Source organism: Paenibacillus sp. FSL k6-2145 (assembly GCF_037976585.1).
Lineage (GTDB): Bacteria > Bacillota > Bacilli > Paenibacillales > Paenibacillaceae > Paenibacillus.
In genome coordinates, this window is record NZ_CP150267.1 from 7,020,503 (window position 1) to 7,045,572 (window position 25,070).

General features: G+C 47.6%; 22 protein-coding genes and 1 other annotated feature. All 22 genes read right to left on the bottom strand.

Annotation, left to right across the window (positions count from 1 at the left end; translation table 11 throughout):
- Positions 1-67: 67 nt before the first annotated feature.
- Complete coding sequence (gene ileS / locus NZ043_RS31155; protein ID WP_339310096.1) at positions 68-3,166, bottom strand: isoleucine--tRNA ligase; 3,099 nt, start codon at positions 3,164-3,166, stop codon at positions 68-70.
- A gap of 513 nt (positions 3,167-3,679) precedes the next feature.
- Positions 3,680-3,972: a binding site (T-box leader), on the bottom strand.
- Between the two features lie 57 nt (positions 3,973-4,029).
- Positions 4,030-4,539, bottom strand: a complete 510-nt coding sequence (locus NZ043_RS31160; RefSeq protein WP_062835445.1) for a DivIVA domain-containing protein — start codon at positions 4,537-4,539, stop codon at positions 4,030-4,032.
- Positions 4,540-4,779: 240 nt separating this feature from the next.
- Positions 4,780-5,562: a YlmH/Sll1252 family protein gene (locus NZ043_RS31165; protein ID WP_091014083.1), complete on the bottom strand. Its 783-nt coding sequence runs from the start codon at positions 5,560-5,562 to the stop codon at positions 4,780-4,782.
- Between the two features lie 15 nt (positions 5,563-5,577).
- The gene (locus NZ043_RS31170) at positions 5,578-5,838 is read right to left on the bottom strand and encodes a YggT family protein (RefSeq protein WP_091034807.1); all 261 of its coding nucleotides are present in this window, start codon (positions 5,836-5,838) and stop codon (positions 5,578-5,580) included.
- A 16-nt stretch (positions 5,839-5,854) separates the two neighbouring features.
- On the bottom strand, positions 5,855-6,322 hold the full coding sequence (locus NZ043_RS31175) for a cell division protein SepF (protein WP_036614853.1): 468 nt from the start codon (positions 6,320-6,322) through the stop codon (positions 5,855-5,857).
- Positions 6,313-7,014 (bottom strand): YggS family pyridoxal phosphate-dependent enzyme, encoded by a 702-nt coding sequence (locus NZ043_RS31180; protein WP_036614854.1) that lies wholly within the window; start codon positions 7,012-7,014, stop codon positions 6,313-6,315. The genes NZ043_RS31175 and NZ043_RS31180 overlap by 10 nt, the downstream gene beginning before the upstream one ends.
- A gap of 6 nt (positions 7,015-7,020) precedes the next feature.
- Entirely contained in the window at positions 7,021-7,920 is a 900-nt protein-coding gene (pgeF, locus tag NZ043_RS31185) for a peptidoglycan editing factor PgeF (RefSeq protein WP_091028486.1), read from the bottom strand.
- 51 nt (positions 7,921-7,971) lie between these two features.
- On the bottom strand, positions 7,972-8,364 hold the full coding sequence (locus NZ043_RS31190) for a YlmC/YmxH family sporulation protein (RefSeq protein WP_251035120.1): 393 nt from the start codon (positions 8,362-8,364) through the stop codon (positions 7,972-7,974).
- A gap of 174 nt (positions 8,365-8,538) precedes the next feature.
- Positions 8,539-9,321 carry an RNA polymerase sporulation sigma factor SigG gene (gene sigG, locus NZ043_RS31195; RefSeq protein WP_017687309.1) on the bottom strand — a complete coding sequence of 261 codons (783 nt, stop codon included), beginning with the start codon at positions 9,319-9,321 and terminating at the stop codon, positions 8,539-8,541.
- A 111-nt stretch (positions 9,322-9,432) separates the two neighbouring features.
- Positions 9,433-10,155: an RNA polymerase sporulation sigma factor SigE gene (gene sigE / locus NZ043_RS31200; RefSeq protein ID WP_017687308.1), complete on the bottom strand. Its 723-nt coding sequence runs from the start codon at positions 10,153-10,155 to the stop codon at positions 9,433-9,435.
- 11 nt (positions 10,156-10,166) lie between these two features.
- A complete protein-coding gene (gene spoIIGA, locus NZ043_RS31205; RefSeq protein WP_091014080.1) occupies positions 10,167-11,147 on the bottom strand; it encodes a sigma-E processing peptidase SpoIIGA in 981 nt (326 codons plus the stop codon).
- Positions 11,148-11,408: 261 nt separating this feature from the next.
- On the bottom strand, positions 11,409-12,524 hold the full coding sequence (ftsZ, locus tag NZ043_RS31210; protein WP_091028484.1) for a cell division protein FtsZ: 1,116 nt from the start codon (positions 12,522-12,524) through the stop codon (positions 11,409-11,411).
- Positions 12,525-12,675: 151 nt separating this feature from the next.
- Positions 12,676-13,962, bottom strand: a complete 1,287-nt coding sequence (gene ftsA / locus NZ043_RS31215; RefSeq protein ID WP_074095848.1) for a cell division protein FtsA — start codon at positions 13,960-13,962, stop codon at positions 12,676-12,678.
- Positions 13,963-14,255: 293 nt separating this feature from the next.
- Positions 14,256-15,023, bottom strand: a complete 768-nt coding sequence (locus tag NZ043_RS31220) for an FtsQ-type POTRA domain-containing protein (protein WP_091028483.1) — start codon at positions 15,021-15,023, stop codon at positions 14,256-14,258.
- A 58-nt stretch (positions 15,024-15,081) separates the two neighbouring features.
- Positions 15,082-16,365: a UDP-N-acetylglucosamine 1-carboxyvinyltransferase gene (murA, locus tag NZ043_RS31225; RefSeq protein ID WP_339310101.1), complete on the bottom strand. Its 1,284-nt coding sequence runs from the start codon at positions 16,363-16,365 to the stop codon at positions 15,082-15,084.
- Between the two features lie 17 nt (positions 16,366-16,382).
- Complete coding sequence (gene murB / locus NZ043_RS31230) at positions 16,383-17,288, bottom strand: UDP-N-acetylmuramate dehydrogenase (RefSeq protein WP_339310103.1); 906 nt, start codon at positions 17,286-17,288, stop codon at positions 16,383-16,385.
- 149 nt (positions 17,289-17,437) lie between these two features.
- The gene (gene murG / locus NZ043_RS31235) at positions 17,438-18,547 is read right to left on the bottom strand and encodes an undecaprenyldiphospho-muramoylpentapeptide beta-N-acetylglucosaminyltransferase (RefSeq protein WP_074095850.1); all 1,110 of its coding nucleotides are present in this window, start codon (positions 18,545-18,547) and stop codon (positions 17,438-17,440) included.
- Positions 18,548-18,554: 7 nt separating this feature from the next.
- Positions 18,555-19,652 carry a stage V sporulation protein E gene (spoVE, locus tag NZ043_RS31240; protein WP_062835457.1) on the bottom strand — a complete coding sequence of 366 codons (1,098 nt, stop codon included), beginning with the start codon at positions 19,650-19,652 and terminating at the stop codon, positions 18,555-18,557.
- A gap of 48 nt (positions 19,653-19,700) precedes the next feature.
- Positions 19,701-21,122, bottom strand: a complete 1,422-nt coding sequence (gene murD / locus NZ043_RS31245; RefSeq protein WP_339310105.1) for a UDP-N-acetylmuramoyl-L-alanine--D-glutamate ligase — start codon at positions 21,120-21,122, stop codon at positions 19,701-19,703.
- A 3-nt stretch (positions 21,123-21,125) separates the two neighbouring features.
- Positions 21,126-22,094 (bottom strand): phospho-N-acetylmuramoyl-pentapeptide-transferase, encoded by a 969-nt coding sequence (gene mraY / locus NZ043_RS31250; RefSeq protein WP_047843751.1) that lies wholly within the window; start codon positions 22,092-22,094, stop codon positions 21,126-21,128.
- Between the two features lie 12 nt (positions 22,095-22,106).
- A complete protein-coding gene (gene murF / locus NZ043_RS31255; protein ID WP_339312924.1) occupies positions 22,107-23,519 on the bottom strand; it encodes a UDP-N-acetylmuramoyl-tripeptide--D-alanyl-D-alanine ligase in 1,413 nt (470 codons plus the stop codon).
- On the bottom strand, positions 23,519-25,006 hold the full coding sequence (locus NZ043_RS31260; protein ID WP_124116018.1) for a UDP-N-acetylmuramoyl-L-alanyl-D-glutamate--2,6-diaminopimelate ligase: 1,488 nt from the start codon (positions 25,004-25,006) through the stop codon (positions 23,519-23,521). Before NZ043_RS31260 ends, murF begins: the two co-directional genes overlap by 1 nt.
- Positions 25,007-25,070: the final 64 nt, after the last annotated feature.

A 25,070-nucleotide genomic window follows, 5' to 3' on the forward strand; every position in this document is an offset into this window, starting at 1 on the left:
CCCTGCCTCTGCGGCTCGTTGGTTTATACTCTAAATTCTGTCCTAATTGGATGGGACATGCTCCGAATTACGCTTCGATGTAAATACCGATCGATTTGCCTCCGGCTTCAACACGTTCCATCGACTCATTCGAACCAAAAGTGACTTCGGTTACGAGAACATTTTCACGCAACACATCATCAAACGCCTGAATAGCTTCCTGAAGGGATGCATCCACATCCAGCGTCAAACGTACTCTTTTCTCAATTGGCAGATCCAGTCGTTTCCGGGTATCCTGCACAGCACGAACCACTTCGCGGACCCAGCCTTCCTGTTCCAATGCTGGCGTGATTTCGGTATTGAGCGCCACCGTCAGACCGTAACCTGATGCTGAAGCAAAACCTGATTTGGCCTGTTTATCAACCAATAATTCTTCGCTCGTCACTTGCAGCTCTTCGCCTTCCGGTGAAACGATGTTCAGCACACCCTCCGAAACCACTTTACGCGTCTCATCAGCCGACATTCCCTTGAAGAAGTTTTGCAGGAATCCTACGTTTTTACCGTATTTCTTACCTGCAACTTTCAGGTTCAGCTTTAATGTAAAGTCAACAAATTCCGCATCATTATGCTCCGTACGGATTCCTTTTACATTGATCTCTTCCTTAATGATCTCTTCATAACTTGCCAGGTCAAACCCTTTATCCAGAGAAACAATCAATTCGGACAGTGGCTGACGTGTCTTGATGCCTGTTTCGTTACGAACGTTACGGGCAAGTTCAACCACGCGGCGAGCCGTCTCCATATCCTGTTCCAGTCCTACATCAATCATCGCTTCATTGGCTACCGGATAGTCTTCCATGTGCACACTCTCACCTGTTGCAAGGTTCAGATAGATATCTTCTGCCAGCATCGGTGTGAACGGAGCAACCAACTTCGCAGTAGTCACCAGAACCTCAGTTAATGTGCGATATGCGTCCAGTTTATCCTCTGTCAGACCACTTCCCCAGAAACGGTCACGGGAACGACGGATATACCAGTTACTCAGTTCATCAACAAATGCTTCAATCGCTTTGGAAGAGTTCAGATAGTCGTTAACCAGCAACGCTTTTTCTACAACCAGGATCAGGCTGTTCAGTCTCGACAGAATCCAGCGATCCAGCTTGTGTGCGGACAGTTGGAACGGGTGCTCCTGTGGATCAAATCCATCAATGGTAGCATAAAGCGTCAGGAATGCATGGGTGTTAACCAGCGTATCCACCATTTTGGATTTGGCTTCGCCTACGATACCTTTGGAGAAACGTTTGCTGTTCCACGGTGCACTGTCAGACAACAAAGCCCAGCGGAATGCATCTGTACCGTATTCTTCAATCACTTCCCAAGGATCGATAACGTTACCTTTGGATTTGGACATCTTCTGTCCGTTCTCATCAAGAACGTGTCCTGTAGCCATAACCGCTTTGTAAGGCGCTTTGCCTGTCAAAAGGGTAGAAACCGCCAGCAAGCTGTAGAACCAGCCACGTGTCTGGTCAATTCCCTCACAGATCATATCAGCAGGATACTGCTGTTCGAATACTTCTTTATTTTCAAATGGATAGTGTTGCTGGGCAAACGGCATGGAGCCGCTGTCGAACCAGACATCGATCACTTCCGGTGTACGTTTCATTTCATATTTGCCACAAGAGCTCATGACTTTAACGTCATCCACATATGGTTTATGCAATTCAAGATTCTCAGGCACATCACCTACCGCACGAGCACGCAATTCTGCAATGCTGTGTGGAGCAAATTGTTCGCCAGTCTCCTCGCACACCCAGATGTTCAGCGGTGTTCCCCAATAACGATCACGGCTGATGTTCCAATCCACCAGATCCTCAAGGAATTTCCCGAAGCGACCTTCACGAACGTGACCTGGGTACCAATCCACTTCACTATTGTTGGCAATCAATTGGTCCTTGATGGCTGTCGTTTGGATAAACCAACTGTCCATTGCATAGTACAGAAGCGGTGTATCACAACGCCAGCAGAACGGATAGCTGTGCTCATATTTTTCTTTGCTGAACAAACGTCCATTTTCAGACAGATATCGCACGATATCAATATCACAATCCTTCACGAAACGTCCGGCAAAGTCAGTAACCTCAGCTACAAATTTACCTTCCAAGTCCACCATGTTCACAAAGCTGATCCCATTCTCACGGCATACACGGTAGTCATCTTCACCATGGGCAGGAGCCATGTGTACGATACCCGTACCACTTGCATCCGTTACAAAGCCTGCACCCAGAATGATGTTGGCTTTCTCAGCCTGTACGTAGTTGAACGGAGGATCATACGTTTTGCCAACTAGGTCGGCACCTTTCAGTGCACCGATGATCTCATACTCACCTTTGGTATCTTTCATCACTTTTTCAACCAGATTGGTTGCCATGATGTACACTTCATCACCTTGACGAACACGGGAGTAGTCCATATCCGGATTCACGGCAAGTGCAACGTGTGAAGGCAGTGTCCAAGGTGTTGTCGTCCAAGCCAGTACAAATTCTCCGCTGTCATTCAGTTTGAATTTCGCTGTAGCACTCAGGTCTTTGACGTCTTTGTATCCTTGTGCAACTTCATGGGAACTCAATGTTGTCTGACAAGATGGACAATACGGGCTCACACGGTGACCACGATACAAAAGACCTTTCTCATGGATCGTCGCCAGGATGTTCCATACACTCTCGATGTAGTTGTTATCAAGAGTGATGTATGGGTTATCCATATCCGTCCAATATCCGATGCCTTCTGTCAGATCACGCCATTGTTGCTCGTACTCGAATACACTCGCTTTACATTCGTTAATGAATTTTTCCACGCCGTAATCTTCGATTTCCCACTTGTGGGAGATACCTAGCTTCTTCTGTACACCCAGTTCTACAGGCAGACCATGTGTATCCCAGCCTGCTTTACGAACAACACGGTAACCCTTCATCGTGTTATACCGTCCAACAAAATCCTTGATTACCCGTCCCAGTACATGACCGATATGCGGTTTACCGTTCGCTGTTGGTGGACCCTCGTAAAATACGAAGTTTGGCTTGCCCTCCCGGTTTTCGATGGATCTTTTAAATGTATTCTCCGTTTTCCATTTATCTAACACGCGTAATTCTCTGGCACGTGCCTTCTCTTTGACGTCAACTCGTTGCATGATGATTATCTTCCCTTTCTTTGGTTGGATTGTGGACCGTCCACAAAAAGCGTTTCAATCCCCCTAAATCCCCCTTGCCAAGGGGGACCCCATAGGCGCTCCGCCCTCTGGACACCCGGGATGGGTTGTCGGTAGGGATCGGTGGCGCTTATGGGCGAGGGGTGGATGTGCGTAGTGGCGGCCATTTTGCGGCTGTTCTCTGCGTGAACGCCGCATGGCCTTACCGCGAGGCGGGTGTTGCCGGGTGCTTCGCTTTCCCGGCGGGAGGCTCTCTCCCTGAGGTCCCTTCGGGACTCATGGGCGTTCGCCTTAGCGAACCCTGATTGCCGGGCGCTTCGCTCCCCCGGCGGGGAGGCTCTCTCCTTGAGGTCCCTTCGGGCCTCATGGGCGTTCGCCTTAGCGAAACCCGTGTGCCGGGCGCTTCGCTCTCCCGGCGGGGCGGCTCTCTCCTTGAGGTCCCTTCGGGCCTCATGAACGCTCGCCTTTTTTGGACACAAAAAAGCCCCGTCCCTGGAAAGGGACGAGGCTATACTCGCGTTACCACCCTAATTCTGTTCATCACAAACCACATCCAGGCAAGCCTAGGTATGCTCTGTCATCAACAGCGCTTATGCCCCGCTATACTACCGCAGGGTGCCGTTATAACGTACGGCTTACGGTTCGGCTTACACACGGCAATCACAATCACCGCTTCAGCGTCACTTCTCCGGGGAGATATTCGGCTATAACTCATCCATTGGTTTGCACCAACCACCAACTCTCTGAGGGATGAGATCATAACGTACTGAACCCGTCATGGAATCACTATTCATTATGAATATAGTTATAGCCTCTTTGCAGACAAAAGTCAACCAGGCGACAGACTAATAAATTTCTTTCATCTCCCGCTCACGGTCACGCACTTCCTGCTCCCGGCTCTCCAGCACTTCCCAACCATCCTGAGTCAACAGTTCAAGCTGCGCTTCAACAAGCGTGCGGAAACGGGCACGATAAATCGATGCCTGCTTTTTCAGTTCTTCCACTTCCAAAGCAATTTTACGCGATTTTCCCAGCGATTCATTCACGATCCGGTCTGCATTCTTCTCTGCTTCCTTCACGATCAACTGCGCTTCTTTCTTCGCATTGTTCTTCACATCATCAGCAGCTTCCTGTGCAATGATGATCGTTTTGCTAAGTGTCTCTTCAATCGTGGCAAAATGATCCAGCTTTTCCTGAACGGACAGCAACTGATTGCTCAGCTCTTTGTTCTCGCGAATGACGCCTTCGTAATCTTTGATGACTTGATCCAGGAATTCATTGACTTCATCCTCGTCATACCCGCGCAAACGTCGGGAAAATTCCTTGTTGTGTATGTCCAGCGGCGTTAATGGCATGCTGTCCACCTCCTGTTAAAGTTCCTTCCCGTCCAGAGAAGGTTTGCAGCATATGGGTACCACCCAAGGGGCCGTATCGTTGATGCCTAACCTTGGCAACGTATACGGAATGCAGGATCAGAATTGCATCCTCCAACGTTCATGTAAAGCTTTGACTTAATGTATATCGGATACACCGCGTATTTTCTACACCTTTATGATAAACATTTCGACAAGAAAGCGGATTTTCCTGCAACAGACTCAGGCAAATTTGCCGATTTTCACTCGGCAACGTCCTTTTTTGGTCATCCCATCCTGTTCCATAACCTTGAAACGGCCAAATCCCTGAATGGATACGACATCACCCGCTTTTAGTGATTTGGAAGGATCTTCCTCAACTTTCCAGTTCACACGGCAGCGACCAGCTTTGATCGGCACCAGCACTTTACTGCGACTAAGCCGATACACATCTGCGCAGATTCCATCCAAACGAAGAGAAGCGACCGTAATGTCCATCGTCTCCAGCTTACTCTCTGACCATCGCATCTGATCCAAAGGAAGTAACTCTGTGAACACATGTAACCGATGCACCTGATTCAGTTGAAGCGATAAAAAAGCGCCGGTTTCCGCCGCCACCACTGTATGGCAACCGTCCTCCAGCACTTGGATATCCCCGATCTTTCCACGTTTCATCCCAAGCCCGAGCAGGGAACCCATATAGTCCCCATGCTCCAGCTCCGAGATTTTCTGATCATCAGACGTGATACTGAGCACCTGCATACCCATATCCTCATCATCCAGATACATATAATCAGGTGCAACCAGCGCACGCTTGCGTTCAGCAGCCTCGTAACCACCATCCAGACGAATCTGAACATCGTTACGGCGATTGGCAAGAGTCTGTAAGATAAAAACCTGTCTTGGATCAAGGAAGTCAGTTAGCTTCATATCATGATACTTACCTGCCCGCTCAACCCAATCCGAAGCCTTATCTACAAAATCCCGCTCATCATGGCTAAAATGTTCGTAAATTTCACCGCTCATCTATATCACCCTACCCTAATATACAAAATACCGAAGTATGGAGATCAGCCCATTAAGCGCGAGTTGCAGAACGATTAGCGCCACAATCGGGGAAATATCCAGCACACCGAACAAAGGGGGGATAAATCGACGGAATGGTCTTAGATATGGCTCCACTAATTTGCCCAGCCATTCACCGATGAAGCTTTCCCGCGCATTGGGAAGCCAAGACATCAATATGTAGACAATGACCATGTAAAAGTAAATCTGGTATAACGTGTACAACACGCTTTCAATCTGATACAAAAGTGGCTCACCTCATTCTGTTATAATCTTGCTCGCTGTCAGCCAGTATTTCCGTAATTGAGCCCTGAATTTCAACCGTATCTGGCGTACAGAGAAAAATGTTTCCGCCGATTTTGGAAATACCGCCACCCAATGCATATACCGTGCCACTCAAAAAATCAATAACGCGCAGCGCTTGGTCCTGGCGAATTCGTTGCAAGTTCACCACAACGGTACGATGCGAACGCAGATGGTCGGCAATTTCCTGAGCCTCGTCATAAGAACGCGGTTCATACAGGACAACTTTAACATTTTTCTGGGAATGAATGCTCACCACATTATTCCCCCTTTGGTTTCTACGTTTATCGAGACTGGAGGTTTCAGCTTCCTGATGTTCAGCCTCATTTTCCTCCTGCGCAGCCATTCGTTCACGTTCCACAATCTCTTCCTCTTCCTGAAGTCCGAGGAAATTCATAAATTTATTCATTACGCCCATCGTGAACCCTCCTCTTTTCCTACGAGAATCGATCCTAGCCGTACCCAGGTTGCACCTTCTTCAATGGCCACTTCAAAATCATTGGACATCCCCATTGACAGCTCAGTCAGTGGCTCTGCTGTAAGGGCTTGTCCATTCAATTGATCTCTCAGCTCACGCAAGCCACGAAATACGGGACGCGTCAGCTCCGGATCTTCCTCATGAGGTGCCATGGTCATCAGGCCAACGACCTTGAGATTGTTGAACGAACGAATATCACGCAAAAAAGAACTTGCCTGTTCAGGCTGTAATCCATACTTGCTCTCTTCACCCGAAATATTCACCTGCAAAAACGTTTCCACTTGGATGCCAAGTGAAGCGGCTTTTTTATCCAACTCCTTCGCCAATGACAAACGATCCAGTGAATGTATGTAACGAAACTTGCCAATCACGTCTTTCACCTTATTTGTCTGCAAATGACCGATAAAGTGCCAGGTACCCTGTTGACCAAAAGCTTCCCATTTGGCCTGTGCATCCTGCCACCGGTTTTCTCCAATATGCTCAAGACCATGATCCAGCACCGATCCCGTTGTTTCAAGTGAGACATATTTCGTGACCGCAATCACATTCACATCATCACGATGACGGTTACTGCGCCGACATGCGTCTTCGATCTTCTGATTTACCTGTTGAATACGCTCCTCCAATGACACAGAGGGTCACCTCTCTTCCAGCCCAATCCAGCTCGCCATCCGCCCTGTAACACCATTTTCCTTCCGATAGGAGAAAAATAGTTCGGGATGACAACTTGTACACCATGTTGTACATTCGATATGATCCGGCATTATTCCTGCTTTCATCATAATGTGTCGATTACATTCTTTCAAGTTTAACATCGTTTTACCGTTATTCACGGCTCGATATGCTTGTTTAGAAGCAGAATCCTTGTATTCATCATTAACCGGGGAATCATCAAACCAAACCCGTACATGCTGCATGACCGCCTCATCCACTTCATAACAGCAATCCCCAATCGAGGGACCGATTGCAGCCCGGATGTCCTGCCTGCGGCTGCCATACTCCCGTTCCATCGTCTCCACCATGGATACAGCGATACCCGCAACTGTACCTTTCCAGCCGGCATGAGCAAGACCTACCGCTTGCTGCACTGGGTCATAGAAATAAAGCGGAACACAGTCTGCGTAGAAAGAAGTCAGCAGCACACCAGGCACATTCGTGACCAATCCATCCGTATCCTGCAACGCAGATTGACGATCAAATAATCCTCTGCTCCGATCTTCAGCGGTAATTACAGCTACATGTTTGCCATGCACCTGCTCTCCACAGGTCCATGCTTCTGCTGCAAAGCCAAGCTTCTCGGTTACAAGTCTGCGGTTGTTAAGTACAACTTCAGGGTCATCCCCCACATGATAAGCACAATTGAGCGTGGCATACGGAGCTTTTCCGACTCCACCATGCCTCGTCGTAAAACCGACTGACAACTGTTCAAATTGCTGTGTCCAGGGCTCAACATATAATAATAACGGATCAGGACTGAAATCTGAATTTGGGTTCTTGGTCCGTTCAAGTAATTCCTTATCCAATACAAAGGGTTCCATTATCTCACCTCACCACTTCCAGTGTACCAAATGAGCCACATTCTGTCTCATTTATATCGTTCGACGCTGATTACGGTCTGATCGTTCAATGCGTTCCACACGCTCTGTCCGGTTATGCTGCTGTTCATCATACAGGCGCGCTTCGCGATCACGCTCGTCATACGTATTTTCCTTCACCTCATCCATCTTTACCAGGATCACATCTGAACCAATCTTCACAATGTTTCTCCAGGGAATCACCAGATCCGTTCCCCCGCCAAAAAGACCCATAAAACGGCTGTACCCTGGGACTACAATCGCTTCAATTCGTCCCTGCTTCAAATCCAGCTCCAAATCACTGATCTGACCGAGGCGTTTACCATCTGTAATGTTAATGACATCCTTTGTCTGAAAGTCCGAGATTTTCATGCCTCGTGCCGCTACTTCGCTCGTATTTACTTTCATTCATTCCCGCCCCCTGTTATTACTCTTCTGCCCGTTCCTCACGCTTCTATACAATATATGTTTCAGGGGCGAAAAATGTCCTATTTTTCTTTGAATGTGGAAACGGCTTAACACAAAAAGACGACCAACGGTATACACTGCCCCGATTGATCGTCCTCCTGCTCTTGCATCGTGTTACGACTTCACATGTTTCTGCATCTGTTGTATCGCTGATTTCTCCAGACGTGATACCTGAGCCTGGGAAATGCCAATTTCATCAGCCACTTCCATCTGGGTTTTCCCTTCGAAAAACCGCATCGACAAAATCATTTTTTCCCGCTGACCAAGACGATGCATTGCTTCACGGAGTGCAATTTCTTCGATCCATGACACATCCTTGTTTCTGTCATCACTGATCTGATCCATGACATAGATCGGATCTCCACCATCATGATAAATCGGTTCGAAGAGCGAGACCGGGTCCTGAATGGCGTCCAATGCAAAAACAACATCTTCCTTCGGCACATTCAGTACTTCCGCAATTTCGAATATCGTCGGTTCCCGGGAGTTTTTATTCGTCAGGCTGTCACGGACCTGAAGTGCTTTGTAAGCAATGTCCCTCAAGGAGCGAGATACCCGAATTGGGTTATTATCACGCAGGTATCGACGGATTTCACCGATAATCATCGGCACCGCGTAGGTTGAAAATTTGACATTCTGGGATAAATCAAAATTATCAATGGCTTTCATCAGGCCGATGCAACCAACCTGGAACAGATCATCGACAAACTCCCCCCGATTGTTAAAACGCTGAATGACACTGAGTACCAGACGCAGGTTGCCATTCACTAATTTCTCTCTTGCTGAGCGATCATGGTGTTGCTGAAGGGAATGAAACAATTCCCGCATTTCAGTGTTGGTGAGGACAGGCAATTTTGCGGTGTCCACGCCACAAATCTCGACTTTGTTTCGGGTCATCGTGATTTACCTCCCAAGGAGAAACATTAATGTACATTATCTCCGGGGCAGGCTTTTTTATTCGTACTTGGCACCCTTGCCAGTAATACCCATTCTGACCAAAGATGTATTTCAGACCATTTTATTGAACTCCTTGCGGAGTCTTTTAATGATTCTTTTTTCGAGTCGAGAGATGTAGGATTGGGAGATTCCAAGTAGATCCGCTACATCTTTTTGAGTCTTTTCTTCCCCATCCGTCAGGCCAAAACGAAGCTCCATAATCATTCGCTCGCGCTCCGTTAATTTTTCCAGTGCCTTGTGCAAAAGTTTCCGGTCTACCTGCTCTTCAATATTCCGATAGATTGTATCGTTTTCAGTACCCAATACATCGGATAATAATAGTTCATTTCCATCCCAATCAATGTTGAGCGGTTCATCAAAAGAAACTTCAGTTCGGATCTTACTATTACGTCTCAGGTACATCAAAATTTCATTTTCGATACAACGTGAAGCATAGGTTGCCAGTTTGATTTTCTTTTCCGGGTCAAATGTATTAACTGCTTTAATCAATCCGATGGCTCCAATGGAGACCAAATCCTCAATATTGATTCCAGTGTTTTCAAATTTGCGTGCGATGTACACCACCAGACGCAGATTGCGCTCAATAAGCATCGCGCGAATGGCCGAGTCTCCCGAGGATAATTTTTGCAGTAAAAATTCTTCTTCTTCCCTTGTCAATGGCGGCGGAAGTGCCTCACTTCCCCCAATATAATAGATCTCTTCGCTTTTGAGTCCCAATAAAAATAACAGACGGTAGTATTGCAGCTGCGCCACCAGTTTCCATTTCACAAGCATGTACGTTCCTCCTATACCACATTCAGCGGCTTTTCTGTTGCTCCCGCAGAGAGAGCCGTAGACTGCGCAGAAGCAGCGTCTTGCACAAGTTCAGGATGAATCACGGCCTGGTATTTCCCATCCGACGACAAAACACCTCCATCCAGCCCAATGAGTACTCTTGTCGTCTCATAACATGTTTCCTCCATCGTCACCTTCACCCGGTCCGGCTTCATGGCCAACATAAACGCAGTCCCTTTGTTAATGCCCCGATAAGGCACTAGCCGCAGTCGATCCTGCCACTGAAAACTTTCCTGATCAAGCTCGAGAATAAGGTTGTCCGGCGCCTCGTCCTTGAGTCTCCCCTTCCATGAAGCAGGTAACATGTCTTGCCATAACGAAACCTCCATCACCATGACCGGCATGCGCGATAAGGGATCTGTTAGTTGATTGCCCGTATCCAGAAGGCCTGTACAAGAAATGACTACCTCATCGATGCAGACCTCAACTTTGCCCAAATAGGTCGTCATGCGATCCGTTTTCCGTTTTGAACTCTGCACAGCTTTGAATAAAAACAGGACAGCAAAAAATACGATAAACGTGAACCAGAAAGCAATTTTCAGATCAAATGACATACCGCCAGAAGCCGTGAACCAAATGCCGTTAAACAACTCACCGGAGCTCTGAAGCATGTAATGCACACCCAGAATACCTCCGGCAGCGACAAAATTAATCACATAGAAGGTACCGAGCGTCCTCGCAAAAGCCTGCAGACCTTTAAAACCAAAAGCAATCGTAAGCATGACCAGCGAGAACCCGAACTTGATCAAAAAGGTGAACATAAAATCAAACTCCGGTACAAACATCATGACCACGTATAATGCACCCACAATGGCTGACAGCAACCATCGCCACCAAACCAGCTTTGTCTTGCGCATCCAGGCGGTCATTCCGATGAGTGCACCGTCAATACACAGGTTTGTCAAAAAAATTAAATCCACATAAACAACCAAAGTCTTCACCTGCCTGCGCGCAACATATCGAAATACCGGTACCCGATATCCTGATATTCATGAGCATATTCACAAGTATACGGAGCCCCCTGTTCAAAGTCTGTCTAATCATGGGGGTGTGGTTCCAACTTTTTTTGTCGGAATTGCTCAGGCCCTTTGTTCAGAATTTGTTCATTGCTGTATGCTATGATATCTAAATAAACAGAAAAAACCCGGTCGCTCCATAAGGAGTACCGGGTTTCCAATAAATTGATTTGCGTATTAATCGTTGTTGTTATTGCGTGAACGATTGCGTAAAAATGTCGGAATGTCCAGCTGATCATTGCTCGGCTGATTTCCGAAAGGACGCAGGTTCGGCGAACGCGTATCCGTCGTCTCCGCTGTTGCTGGAGCTGGCTTACGTCCTGGTGGTGGTGGAGCAGGTTTATCTTCAAAACCAGTTGCAATAACTGTAACCTTAATCTCCTCTTTCAGGTCTTCGTCAATGATGGCACCAAAGATCATGTTTACTTCCGGGTCGGAAGCAGACGTTACGATCTCTGCCGCTTCGTTCACTTCATACAGGGACAGATTAATGCCACCCGTAATGTTCATGATTACGCCGCGAGCACCTTCAATAGAAGTTTCAAGCAAAGGACTCATAATGGCTTTCCGTGCTGCTTCTGCCGCACGATTCTCACCTGTTGATTCACCAATCCCCATAAGTGCAGAACCACGTTCATGCATAATCGTTTTGACGTCAGCAAAGTCAAGGTTGATCAGACCCGGTACAGCGATCAAATCAGAGATACCTTGTACCGCTTGACGAAGTACGTTATCCGCTTGACGGAACGCTTCAAGCATAGGTGTCTTTTTATCTACGATTTCGAGCAAACGATCATTAGGAATAACGATCAGTGTGTCGACTTTTTCCTTGAGAGCTTCAATACCTTGCTCTGCATGGCTGGAACGCTTGCGTCCTTCAAATGTAAATGGGCGAGTTACGACACCCACTGTAAGCGCACCACACTCTTTAGCGATTTCGGCAATAACCGGAGCCGCACCTGTACCTGTACCACCGCCCATACCGGCTGTAACAAATACCATGTCTGCACCTTTCAACGTGTTCATGATCAGATCGCGGGACTCTTCCGCTGCTTTTTTACCTACATCCGGGTTGGCGCCAGCACCAAGACCACGAGTCAATTTATCACCGATTTGCAATTTATGCTCGGATTTCGCCAGGTGTAACGCCTGCGCATCCGTATTCACCGTAATAAATTCAACACCTTGTACACCATTTTCAATCATACGGTTGACTGCATTGCTTCCGCCGCCGCCTACACCGATGACTTTAATTTGAGCCAAGCTCTCCATCTCGAAATCAAATTCCAACATATTATTCCATCTCCCCCTCAATGTGCATGGATGGCCCGTCCAATTTTTGATTTGAACCGAATCAATTTCATATATCGACGAACGAAAGCGTTTATTTTAGTACCGGCGCATTCAGACGGCTTACAAGAATGTATGAAATGGATCCAACCTGTTATATAAATTCGCTGAACATATTCTTCAGCCGTTCGAACAGACCGGGTTTTTGCTCCGATTCCTGTGCCGTATTTGGCTTCGGACGGTTGGTCGGTTTCTTGTTGTTATTATTGTTGTTGTTGTTATTTCCACCGCCGTTATTGATCGAGGGACGAATGCGCAAACTGCGAATTACACTATGCAATATGCCGACTCCGCTTGTAAACCCAGGGTCACGCACACCAATATAATCCGGAACTGCAACTCGTACCGAAGCAGCAAGCTCATGCTGAGCGACCTGCAGAACCCCCGGCATAGAGACCGTACCTCCCGTTAGTATATAACCTCCAGGAAGCTCGTTGTAACCAAGACGCTTCACTTCTTGGGATATCATCTGGAATATTTCCTGAACCCTAGGTTCAATAATAGCCGCCAGATCCTCTTGTGAAAACTCCTTGTCTACATTACTGCCAATTCGGGTGACTTTGAACATCACATCCGCAGCAGCATCATCCAACCAGGCACAACCATATTTCAGTTTCACCTTCTCCGCCTGATCCGTTAACGTGCGTAAGCCATAGGCGATATCATTTGTTACGAATTCCCCACCTATAGGCAACGTTGATGTTGCAACAAGACTGTCTTCTTCAAAAATGGCGATGGTGGTTGCACCTGCTCCAATATCAACAAGCACTGAACCCATCGTTTTTTCATCTTTGGACAAAGCCAGTTGACCCGCTCCAAGCGACATGAGAACCAAATCGCTTACTTTCAGACCCGCTTTTTCCACGCAGCGCAAAAGATTATGTATCGCGGTTTTTGCACCCGTTATGATCGTTGCTTCAACTTCCAAACGAACACCAATCATACCACGGGGGTCCTGTATGCCCTCCAAGCCATCTACAACATATTGCTTGGCGACAACATCAATAATTTCCCGTTCCGGCGGAACTGCAATGACTTCGGCTGCTTTCAACACCCGTTCCATGTCTTCTTCTCCGATTTCACGATCCTCGTTAGACACAGCCACGACGCCGTGACTGCTCATCAGTCCGATATGATTTCCCGAGATTCCAACATACACTTCGGATATTTGAATACCTACCATACGTTCTGCATGATCCACTGCGTTGCGAATCGACTGCACCGTCTGATCGATATCTACGATTACACCTTTGCGAATTCCCTCCGAGTCGGCAGATCCAACTCCTATAATATTAAAGGTTCCATTATTCATTTCCCCAATAATAGCGCGAATTTTGGATGTACCGATGTCCAAACTAACAATGATGTCATTGTTGCTCAAGTCTGTGGCACCTCCTGACTCCAATAGTAAATTAAGTTCGAATTTAAACACTCTTAAAACATATTCAACACACTTCAGGCTTTCCCTCTTTTTTCTACAATGTTTTTGGGTGTCAAAATCTGGTTGCCAGACATAAAACATTGAAGAAAAAAGAAGGAGGCAACTCATGTGCCATAAGTTCAAGTGTATCATTTTTTCTTCATCTCAGAAAGAACAAGTTTCATTGCTCTGACGGGGCCAAACCCCGACCTGCCTAGGCTTTCATATTCAGTCCAGCCTCATAATGGCAAAGATCAGGGGGTTCCTCCTAGTTCAGCATCATCTTCCGGGTCATCCGGGATGAAAGGGACATAGGTATCTGCCTCAAGCATGGTGATTTTCCCAGGCCGTTCGGTCTCAATCACCTGATTCAGATACTCCACTTTATCCGATAAAAGAGAGACGGTTGTAATCACTTCAAACTGTGATTTGGTATACATCCGAATCTGATCCGGAAATGAAGGTGTTGGATTCGGAATAATTTCCGAAATATCCGTCGTCAATTCATTCGGAATTTTAGCCAGTGTCTGGCTCAGTTTGGCTTTGAGTGGATCATCAGCCTTCCATTGGGTCAATATGGGCTTCTCCACAGCAACACCAATTGTTGCCGGAACCGTCAAGCTTGTCCCACTGGCTAATATCGCTTTTAACGTACCGTCAGAACCAAGCTCATAAGCAACCGTGGCATATTCCTGAACCTTGATATGGATAATACCCGGAAATTGCTTGTCCACGGTAACGGTGGAAATCGCCTTGATGGTCTTGAGACGCTCAATAACCTCGGCAGTACTTGTCCCAAAAAATTGTTCGCCTTCTTTCAGCCCGCTTTTCTCCAGCAGTTCTGAAGTTGCTGTATATACATTACCCGTAATTTCAATTGCCGAAATCCGACTCATGGAAGAACGAAAGAATAATACAGCGAGCAATACAATAAATAATAATAAGAGAATAATTACAATTTTGCGGCTTGTGTTTCCTTTTGGCCGATTCTTCTTCAGAACCGGAATTTGACTTTTAGGCATAAGTAGCGCTCCACAAAGCCTCAGGTCCCCTCCCTTCAAGAAGGGGACTCCAAGGACGTTAATTGGCAAAATCCAACTGTTTCGAAACGGGCGACTGTCGCTCAACCGATGCTCCAAGACTTTGGAATAACTTCTCGATCTGATCGTAGCCCCGGTCAATATGATGCACTTGCTCCACAACCGTTTTGCCTTGAGCAGCCAGACCAGCAATGACCAGAGCTGCACCTGCACGAAGATCGGTTGCTTCTACTGTAGCCCCGTACAGACGGGGAACACCACGGATAAATGCTGCGTTCAGATCGACTGAAATATCAGCCCCCATCACATTCAGTTCATCCACATGTTTGAACCGACCCTCGAATACCGTTTCCTTCATCACACTGAATCCGTCTGCCAGACTGAGCAGCACCATGATTTGAGATTGCAAATCTGTCGGAAACGAAGGATACGGAGAAGTCACAATACGGTCTACTGATTTGGGACGGCTCATACAGCTCACCGTCATTATATCATTGCAGACTGTGATTTGAACACCAGTGCGCTTCAATACATGTATAAGTGAAGTAAGATGAGCAGGATTGCAGTGTGTAAGCGTAACATTGCCTCGTGTTGCTGCTGCTGCAATCATCACGGTTCCGGCAACGATTCGATCCGGTATAATCTCATAGGAGCAAGGCTTCAGTTTCTCAACGCCATTGATCGTGATTGTATCCGTTCCTGCACCAATAATGCTTGCACCCATAGCATTCAAAAAGTGTTGCAGGTCTTGTATTTCAGGTTCTCTTGCCGCGTTGCAAATGGTTGTCGTGCCTTTAGCCAGGACGGCTGCCATCATGATGTTTTCGGTCGCTCCCACACTTGGGAAATCCAAATGAATATCTGTACCCACCAGATTGTGCCCATGACAGATAATCTGTTGGTCCTGCTCTTCAATCAAAGCTCCGAGCGCTTCCAGGCCCCGGAGGTGAAGATCAATTTTGCGTTCTCCAATGGCACAGCCGCCTGGCTGATACACTGACACTTGCCCAAACTTAGCCAGCAATGGTCCCATCAAAAAAATGGAAGAGCGCATCTGCTTCATTAGATCTTCTGGCACATCATATGACCGGATAGACGAGGTATTAATCGTCACTGTTCCCTGTTCATGCCGACACGTGCATCCAAGCCGTTCCAGGATATACAGCATCACTTCAATGTCCAGCAAGTGTGGAACGTTATGCAGTGTAACTTCTCCATCTGCCAACAAACTTGCGGCCATAATCGGTAAAGCGGCATTTTTTGCTCCATGGATGCGTATGGATCCTGAGAGGGGTTTCCCGCCTTCAATCACCAATTTGTCCAATGTATCACCTCCGGGGTTTACCGCTCACCCACTACGAAGACTTCCGGTACCAGGTTAATACCGTTTTGAGATGATATAGTGCTCTGTATCTGCTGCATTAGGGTGATAACGTCCTCTGCTGTTGCTTGGCCTGTATTAACAATGAAATTGGCATGCATGGTGGATACCTGTGCGCCTCCCTGGATCATTCCTTTCAGCCCTGCTGCTTCAATCAGACGGGCTGCATGATCACCCGGTGGATTTCGGAATACACTGCCTGCACATGCCATCTGCAGTGGCTGTGTGCGGCGCCGGCGATCTTTGTAAGCCGCCATCGTTTCCGAAATGACGTTGCGCTCCCCATGCTGGAGTTCAAATGTGGCTTCCAGCACAATGCCTCTCCGATCATGCAGAACAGAGTGGCGGTAGGCAAAATCCATGTCCTCCTTGCTGTAACGTACCAATTCCCCTGTCTCCAGTACAATCTCAGCGAATTTGAATATCCGTGACACATCCGATCCATGCGCGCCTGCATTCATGTACACAGCTCCACCGACAGTGCCGGGGATACCGCTGCCGAATTCCAGACCGGTCCATTCCTTTTTGGCAGCAACCACACTGAGTTTAACAAAAGAATGCGCCGCTCCGGCGGTTACACCGCCTTCGTGAAATTCGGCATAATCAAAGCCCTCGCCTGGTTTCACCACAACACCACGTATTCCTTTGTCTGACACCAGCATGTTTGAGCCCCGCCCAAGTTGCATCCACGGAATCTGATACGTGTGAAGCAATTGAATGAGATTCATCATCTGCTCTTTATTCTCGGGAATGACCAGTGCATCCGCAGGACCGCCGATCTTCCATGTGGTGTATTTGGCTAGCGATTCGTTTTCAAGAACTCTGCCAACATTATTCTGGGATAGTAACGATATCCACTGATGCATGTTTGCTTCCTCCTTTGCTTCAAAACCGATGAGCACGGTATCTTCTGTTGTTACAGACCGTGTTCTGGCGCCATGGAACGATGGTCACGATTTATACGGTATCTTATGTCAGCCCCGTCTTGTGTGTGACAATCGCCCACAATCACACTTTATCGGCGTGCAGCAAGACGCTGAATTTCATGAACAAGCACTTCAGCTGCATCGGGTTTCCCCAGTTTCCGGGAGGCTTCAGCCATTCGTTTGCGTCCCGATTCATCATTCATAATCTTGGCGATGGCTTCATACAGGACTTTGCCTGTAAGATCCTTCTCCAGCATCGTGAGTGACGCACCTCCACCTTCAAGCGTGCGTGCATTGGCTTCCTGATGATTATTAGTCACGTTAGGTGAAGGAATCAGGATCGAAGGAATACCCAGTGATGTGATCTCTGCAAGGAATGATGCACCTGCGCGGTTTACAATCAAGGATGTGCAGGCAAGCACCTCAGGCATATTGTGCACGTAAGGCAGGACATGCAGGTGGTTTGGCATCGTACCCAATGAGCTGCGAATGGCTTCACGCGTTTCATCAAAATAGGTATCCCCTGTCACGTAAACTACGTGTACATCGTCCAGTTGTTCCAGCATTGGAGCCATGTCCACCATGGCCTGATTGATTGCTTTTGCCCCGCGACTGCCACCAACCACAAGAACAACACGGCTGTTCATCGGTACACCTAACGTGGCAAAACCACGATCACGGCTAGCCTGGGCTACCGTAGTCGCTCGCGGATTACCAGTGTAGATCACCTTTTTTGCGCCGGAAAACGATTTTTCAGAACCTTCAAAGCTAACGGCAACCGTGTCCACATAACGCATCAAAAATTTGTTCGTCAGACCAGGGATGGCGTTCTGTTCATGAATTATACTCGGAATTCCCAGTTTTGTTGCTGCATATACCACAGGTCCACACACATATCCACCTGTACCAATCACAACATCCGGTTTGAATTCCTTCAGCATTTTTTTGGACTTGCGTACACCTTGAATGAAACGCATGACTGTTTTCAGGTTATCGATGGACAATTTCCGCCGAAAGCCCGTAATATCAATGGATTTAAAAGGAATATTTTCCTGGGGTACCAGTTTACTTTCCAGCCCTCTGGTTCCTCCAATATATAGAAATGTCGAGTCCGGGTTCTCCGCCTCGCATTGTCTTGCTATGGCAACGGCCGGATAGATATGTCCACCCGTACCGCCACCGCTTAGAACGACTCGCATCGCATAGTCACCTCGCATAACGGGATAAATTCACTAAAATGCCCAGTGCTGTGAGCATGAGGGTCAATGATGATCCGCCGTAACTGATCAGAGGTAATGTAATGCCCGTAACAGGCATCATGCCAATGACAACACCAATGTTAATAATAACCTGTACGGCGACCATACCTACGATACCAACACCAAGCAGACTGCCAAAGGCATCCGGAACGGTCATGGCTACACGCATTCCTCTCCACACCAGCACCAGAAACAACAATAATACAATCATTCCACCTATAAAGCCGAGTTCTTCGGCCAAAATACTAAAAATAAAGTCCGTTTGCGGTTCAGGTACATAACTGTACTTCTGCCGGCTCATACCCAGTCCCAATCCCGCCAGTCCACCAGGACCAATCGCGTATAAGGATTGAATGATCTGATATCCGGCACCCAGCGGATCGGACCACGGGTCCAAAAACGCTGTGATACGCTGCAACCGATAGGGTGCTGCTGCAATCAAAGCTGCAAACCCCGCTACGCCGCCAAGAGCAAGCAAGCTCAGATGTTTCATTCGCGCTCCGGCTGTGAAAATAATAAGCATCGATGCGCCCATCATCACGGTGCCAGTCCCCAAATCAGGTTGCAGCATAATAATCCCAAAAGCCAAACCGATCAATCCCAACGGTGGCAGAAGCCCCGTTGTGAAGGTTTTGATTTTGCCCGGTTCCTTGCTCAACCAGTGAGCAAGAAACAGAATCATGCCCAGTTTCATGAATTCTGAGGGCTGAATACCGAACGAACCAATGCCCAGCCAACTTCGTGCACCACCGCGAACCACACCGATGCCAGGAATGAGCACCGCGATGAGCATAATAAAACAGGCAATCAATATAGGTTTGGCATATTTCCTCCACACCCGGTAGTCAACGTTAGCAGTTACGAACATGGCCACAAGCCCAAGCACCGCAAACAGAGCCTGTCTTTTTACAAAATAAAATGAATCGCCATAGTCATGAAAGGCAAGCACCGAGCCCGCACTATATACCATAATAATGCCGATGGCAAGCAATGCCAAAATACAAATCAGCAACCAAATATCTGGTGCCGGTCGCGTCTGTTTCATCAGGAGGCCACCCCTTGCATGGAAGTAGGGGCTTTTCCACCCCCCTACTTACAAGTTATGCGCCGCCTCTTTAAAAATGCGTCCCCGCTCTTCATAGGAAGCAAACATGTCCCAACTTGCACATGCCGGGGATAACAAAACGACATCACCGGCACTGGCAAGTTTCGATGCTTCCTGCACAGCAACGGTTAACGTCCGGGCAGCGTCCTCCTCATTATCGACGACCTTAATTTGCTTTAATCCGGCAAGTTCCGCGACCTTGGCAATTTTTGTCCGTGTCTCTCCAATTGCAACGACAGCTTTTACCCGTTCCTGGAACAAGGGCAACAACTCCATCATGTCTGACCCACGATCCAACCCTCCAGCAATTAATACGACCGGTTCCTTGAACGAATTCAGGGCCATAACCGTAGCTTTCGAATTGGTCGCTTTGGAGTTGTTGTAATACGCAGAGCCATTATGCTCTAAAACGTATTCAAGTCGGTGTTCAACCGCCTTGAAATCTGCAAGCGGAGCAACCAGCACTGCTGGATCAGCTCCTGCCGCTACGGCAATGGCCACAGCGGCCATTGCATTTTCCACATTGAATCGTCCAGCGATGCCAATGTTCTCGATGTCAATAATGGTGTGGTGATTTCCCTTTTCATCCGCGTAGATCATCTGACGCTTCACATCATCCTCTTCTCCATCCACATAAGGAGGATCTGCATATACACCTACGTCCAACTTCTCAATCATTGAGAAGGGAAGCAATCTGCCTTTGATGTAAGGAACTAGACCACGACATACCGCATCATCCCAATTCAGAATGGCCACGTCGTCAGGTTGCTGATTTGCGAACAATTTCGCTTTGGAAGCCACATAATCATCCAGATCCCCGTGATAGTCTAGATGCGTCTCTGCAACGTTAAGCAAGCTGGCAATCCGGGGACGGAAATCAACCGTTCCTTTGAGTTGGAAACTGCTAAGCTCAACAACCATCCAGTTATCTGGAGAAGCTTGTTCTGCCGCTTCACAGAGAGGTGTTCCGATATTACCGGCAACGATCGGGTTGAGGCCGGCATGTTCCAACATTTCCCCCACCCAAGTGGTGGTTGTTGTTTTACCGTTGGAGCCCGTAATCCCGATCATGGGTGCAGCACATAGATGATAAGCAACCTCTACTTCGGTCACCACTTCAATGCCCAATGCCAGAGCTTGCTGCACAGGAGCAGCATGGTATGGGATACCCGGGTTTTTGACAACCAGCTTCACACCACTGTGAATCAGATCATCCGGATGTCCTCCGCATACAACAGAAATTCCCAAAGCCTCCAATTCGGAAGCTTCGGGACACTGATCTCTCTCTTTTTTATCATTTACTGTAACCTTCGCTCCGGCGCGATCCAGCACTTTGGCGACCTGTACGCCGCTTTTGGCCAATCCGAGCACGACTACTTGTTGTCCGCGATATGATTCAGGATGATTCATGATCTACAACCCCTTGTTGAGATAAAGTCCAAGAGCGGCCAGAATTGCGCCTACCGCCCAAAAGGTAATAACAACCCGCCATTCTGACCAACCACTTAATTCAAAGTGATGGTGAATGGGGCTCATTTTGAATACACGCTTGCCACGAGTCTTGAAAGATACCACTTGAATGATGACAGACAAGATCTCGATAACAAAAATACCACCAATGATGACAAAAAGAAGCTCTGTTTTGGTTACAATGGCTACCGCACCAATCGCACCGCCAATACCCAGAGAACCGGTGTCTCCCATAAACACTTTGGCCGGATGTGCATTGTATACCAGAAAACCGAGTACGGCTCCGATCATCGCTGCTGCACACACGGCTGCCGGCATCGACGTGGCTTGCATCGCCACAATGGCAAACGCGCCAAAGGCAATAGCACTTACCCCTGACAGCAAACCATCCAGACCGTCGGTAAAGTTAACCGCATTGGTAATGGCAAGCATCATGAATACAACAAACGGATAATAGAACCATCCGGTCCAGTCAAATGAGAATGACGTACCCGGAATAGAGATGGCTGTGCTGTGTCCATTCTGGATCAGCAAGAAACACATCACTGCACTGAAGAACAATTGGCCCAGCATTTTTTGTCTGGCCGTCAGTCCCAGCGAACGTTTGAACACAATTTTGATGTAATCATCAAGGAAACCAATGAGCCCAAATCCCAGCGTAGCCACAAGCAAGACATAAAAGTCTGTATTTTTGACTGCCGAAAATTTCAAAAAGGCCAATGTGAACGCAACTAAAATGACGACTCCACCCATTGTAGGTGTTCCGCTTTTTTTCAAATGGCTCTGAGGCCCATCTTCCCTAACCTGCTGTCCGAATTTCATTCGACGTAACAGCGGAATCAGGAGCGGTGCGGCAATCACCGCCAGAATAAATGAAACACCGATTGTTAACAGTAATACCTGAAAATCCATGGGTTCACCCCTCTAGTCTACTCGATTCTGTAATGGTGCTATCTGTAATGCTTCGACCACGTCCTCCAGCTTCATGCCTCTTGAGGCTTTGAACAAGATAACGTCTCTGGGATGTAGTTTCTCCAGTAGATAACGGGTCATTTCTTCTTTATCTATAAAAGCATGCACAGCCTCTGCCGGCATATGCTTTCTTGCTCCTTCAGCAATATGTGCTGATAGCGGGCCATATACGAGCACCATGTCCATTTTGGCAGATGTAATATACTCACCAATTCCAAGATGCAGATCCTGCTCCTGAGGACCGAGTTCAAGCATATCACCAAGCACAGCCACTTTCATGCGATATCCTTTCAGACCTTCTAGTACATCGATTGCGGCCTTCATGGAGGTTGGACTTGCATTGTATGCATCATTCAGCAGGGTTAGACCACTAACGCCTTGAGTAACCTCAATACGCATGCCTGTCAGTTTCAAGCGAGACAATCCCGCGGCAATCTGCTCAGTCGTCACTTTGAAATGACGGGCTACAGCCAAAGCAGCCAGACAGTTAACGACATTATGCGTTCCCAGCAGAGGTAGCGTAAATGCATGTTCTCCAAACTGTTTGGTGGTGAAAACTACGCCGTTCTGCGCATTCATAAGTCCGGTAGGATAGTCATCATTATCGGTTTGCAGACCAAATGTAAACCGCTGCAATCCATCGGGTTGTTTCGTTGCGGGCTCTTCAAGGACTTGTGCAATTAAAGGCTCGTCTCCGTTGTAGATCAGTAACCCGCCAGGCTTCAATCCCGCGGCAATCTCGGCTTTGGCTCTGGCAATCTCCAATCTGGACCCCAGCTGAAGCAGATGAGATTCACCAATATTGGTTATAATCGCTACATCTGGCTGAGCAATAACTGACAAATCGTTAATTTCCCCGCGACCACTCATACCCATCTCCAAAATGATAATCTCGGTATCCGGGTCCATGCTTAGTACAGTCAGCGGTAAACCAATGTGATTATTGAAGTTGCCTTGCGTCTTATGCACTTTAAAAGTCGTTGAGAGAATGGCATCAACGATGTCCTTTGTTGTTGTCTTGCCGTTACTGCCTGTAATGCCGACTACAGCCGCTTTATTCTCCGTGAGATACGCAGATGCGAGTGCTTGCAGTGCGACAAGTGTGTCGTCAACAACAATGACAGCTCCTTGTGGCGGAATACCATGATCCTTTTGCCAGATCGCGCCTGCAGCCCTCTTCTCTAGACAGGCTTGCACAAATTCGTGTCCGTCAAACCTTTCACCCACTAGCGGGATAAACAAACTGCCTTCCAGAGGTTTACGCGAATCGGTAAACACCCCTTCAACCATTACATTGCCATGAGTGGCAACGTCACTTAATGTTCCTCCACACATCTCGGCCAATTGTGCCAATGTTCTTTTTATCAATTGGATTTGCCCCTTATCGCTTCTTTGGCTATGATTCGGTCATCAAAATCGGTTTTGGTTGTGCCGATAATCTGATAGGTCTCGTGACCCTTGCCCGCAATCAATACTACATCGGCTGGGCTTGCCATTTCAATAGCTTCATGAATCGCCTGGCGTCGATCCACAATCATCGTATAACGTTCAGCAGGAACGGATTCTTCAATCAGGCCCTGTTCAATGTCTTTGAGAATCAGATCCGGATCTTCTGTCCGTGGATTATCGGAAGTAACCAGTACAAAATCACTATAATTCGCAGCAATTTTCCCCATGAGAGGGCGTTTGGTACGGTCCCTGTCACCACCACAGCCAAACACGCAAATTACACGTCCTTCGGCAAATTCTTTCACCGTCCGCAGCACATTCTCCAGTCCATCCGGTGTATGGGCATAATCGACAATAACAGCAAATGGCTGTCCTTCGTCCACTCCTTCAACACGTCCATCCACGCCCGGAACCGTCTCCAGACTGCGCTTGATCTCTTCCAGCGGAATACCTTCCACCAGCGCTGCAGAGATTGCTGCCATTGCATTGTACACATTGAATTTGCCTACCATGCGCAATCGAATATCCGCGCTGCCTGCAAATGTATCCACGTGGAAAGAAGTTCCCTGAGACGTGATTGAGATTTGGGATGCGCGTACATCCGCCTTTTCACCCATGCCATATGTAATCACTTCAGCCGCCGTCACAGAGATGAAATAAGCCGCAGCCGGATCATCTGCATTGATGACAGCGAATTTACGCTGTGAAACATCTTCTGTATAACCGTTACCCAGACGTGCAAAGAACAATCCTTTGGCCCCGCGATATTCCTCCATGGAATGGTGGTAGTCCAGATGATCTTGCGTCAGGTTAGTAAATACCGCAGTACGGAAATTTGTTCCCTTTACTCGCCCTTGTTCCAATGCGTGAGAAGAAACTTCCATAACACAACAGTCCGTACCCTTCTGAACCATATCATGCAAACTACGCTGCAGATCAAGCGCCTCTGGTGTCGTTCCTGACATCGGGTAGGTGCGACCGTCATACCGCATTTGAATAGTACCGATCAATCCCGTCTTGCGTCCGTAATCACTCATGATTTTTTCAATCAAATAGGTGGTCGTTGTTTTTCCGTTCGTTCCCGTTACACCAATCATATTCATCTTCTGGCTTGGCGAGTCAAAAAAGAAATCTGCCAGAACAGCCATCGCAAATCGGCTATCCTTCACCAGCAATTGTGGCACAGGAAGATCCAGCTGCCGTTCAACCACCAATGCAACTGCACCAGCATTTACAGCTTTTTCTGCATAATCATGACCATCTACCGTATGTCCCGGAAGACAGATAAACAGATCACCCGGTTTTACCTGCCGGGAATCTGTCTGAAGGTTTTGGCATTCTGTATTTGATTCGCCCACGAGGCGGGCGGTGGTCAGCATCGATGCAAATTGTTTTAAAAGCACATGAATAACCTCACTTTTCCAAATATACTTCTGTTTTAACATATGTCTGTATTTATTAATATCG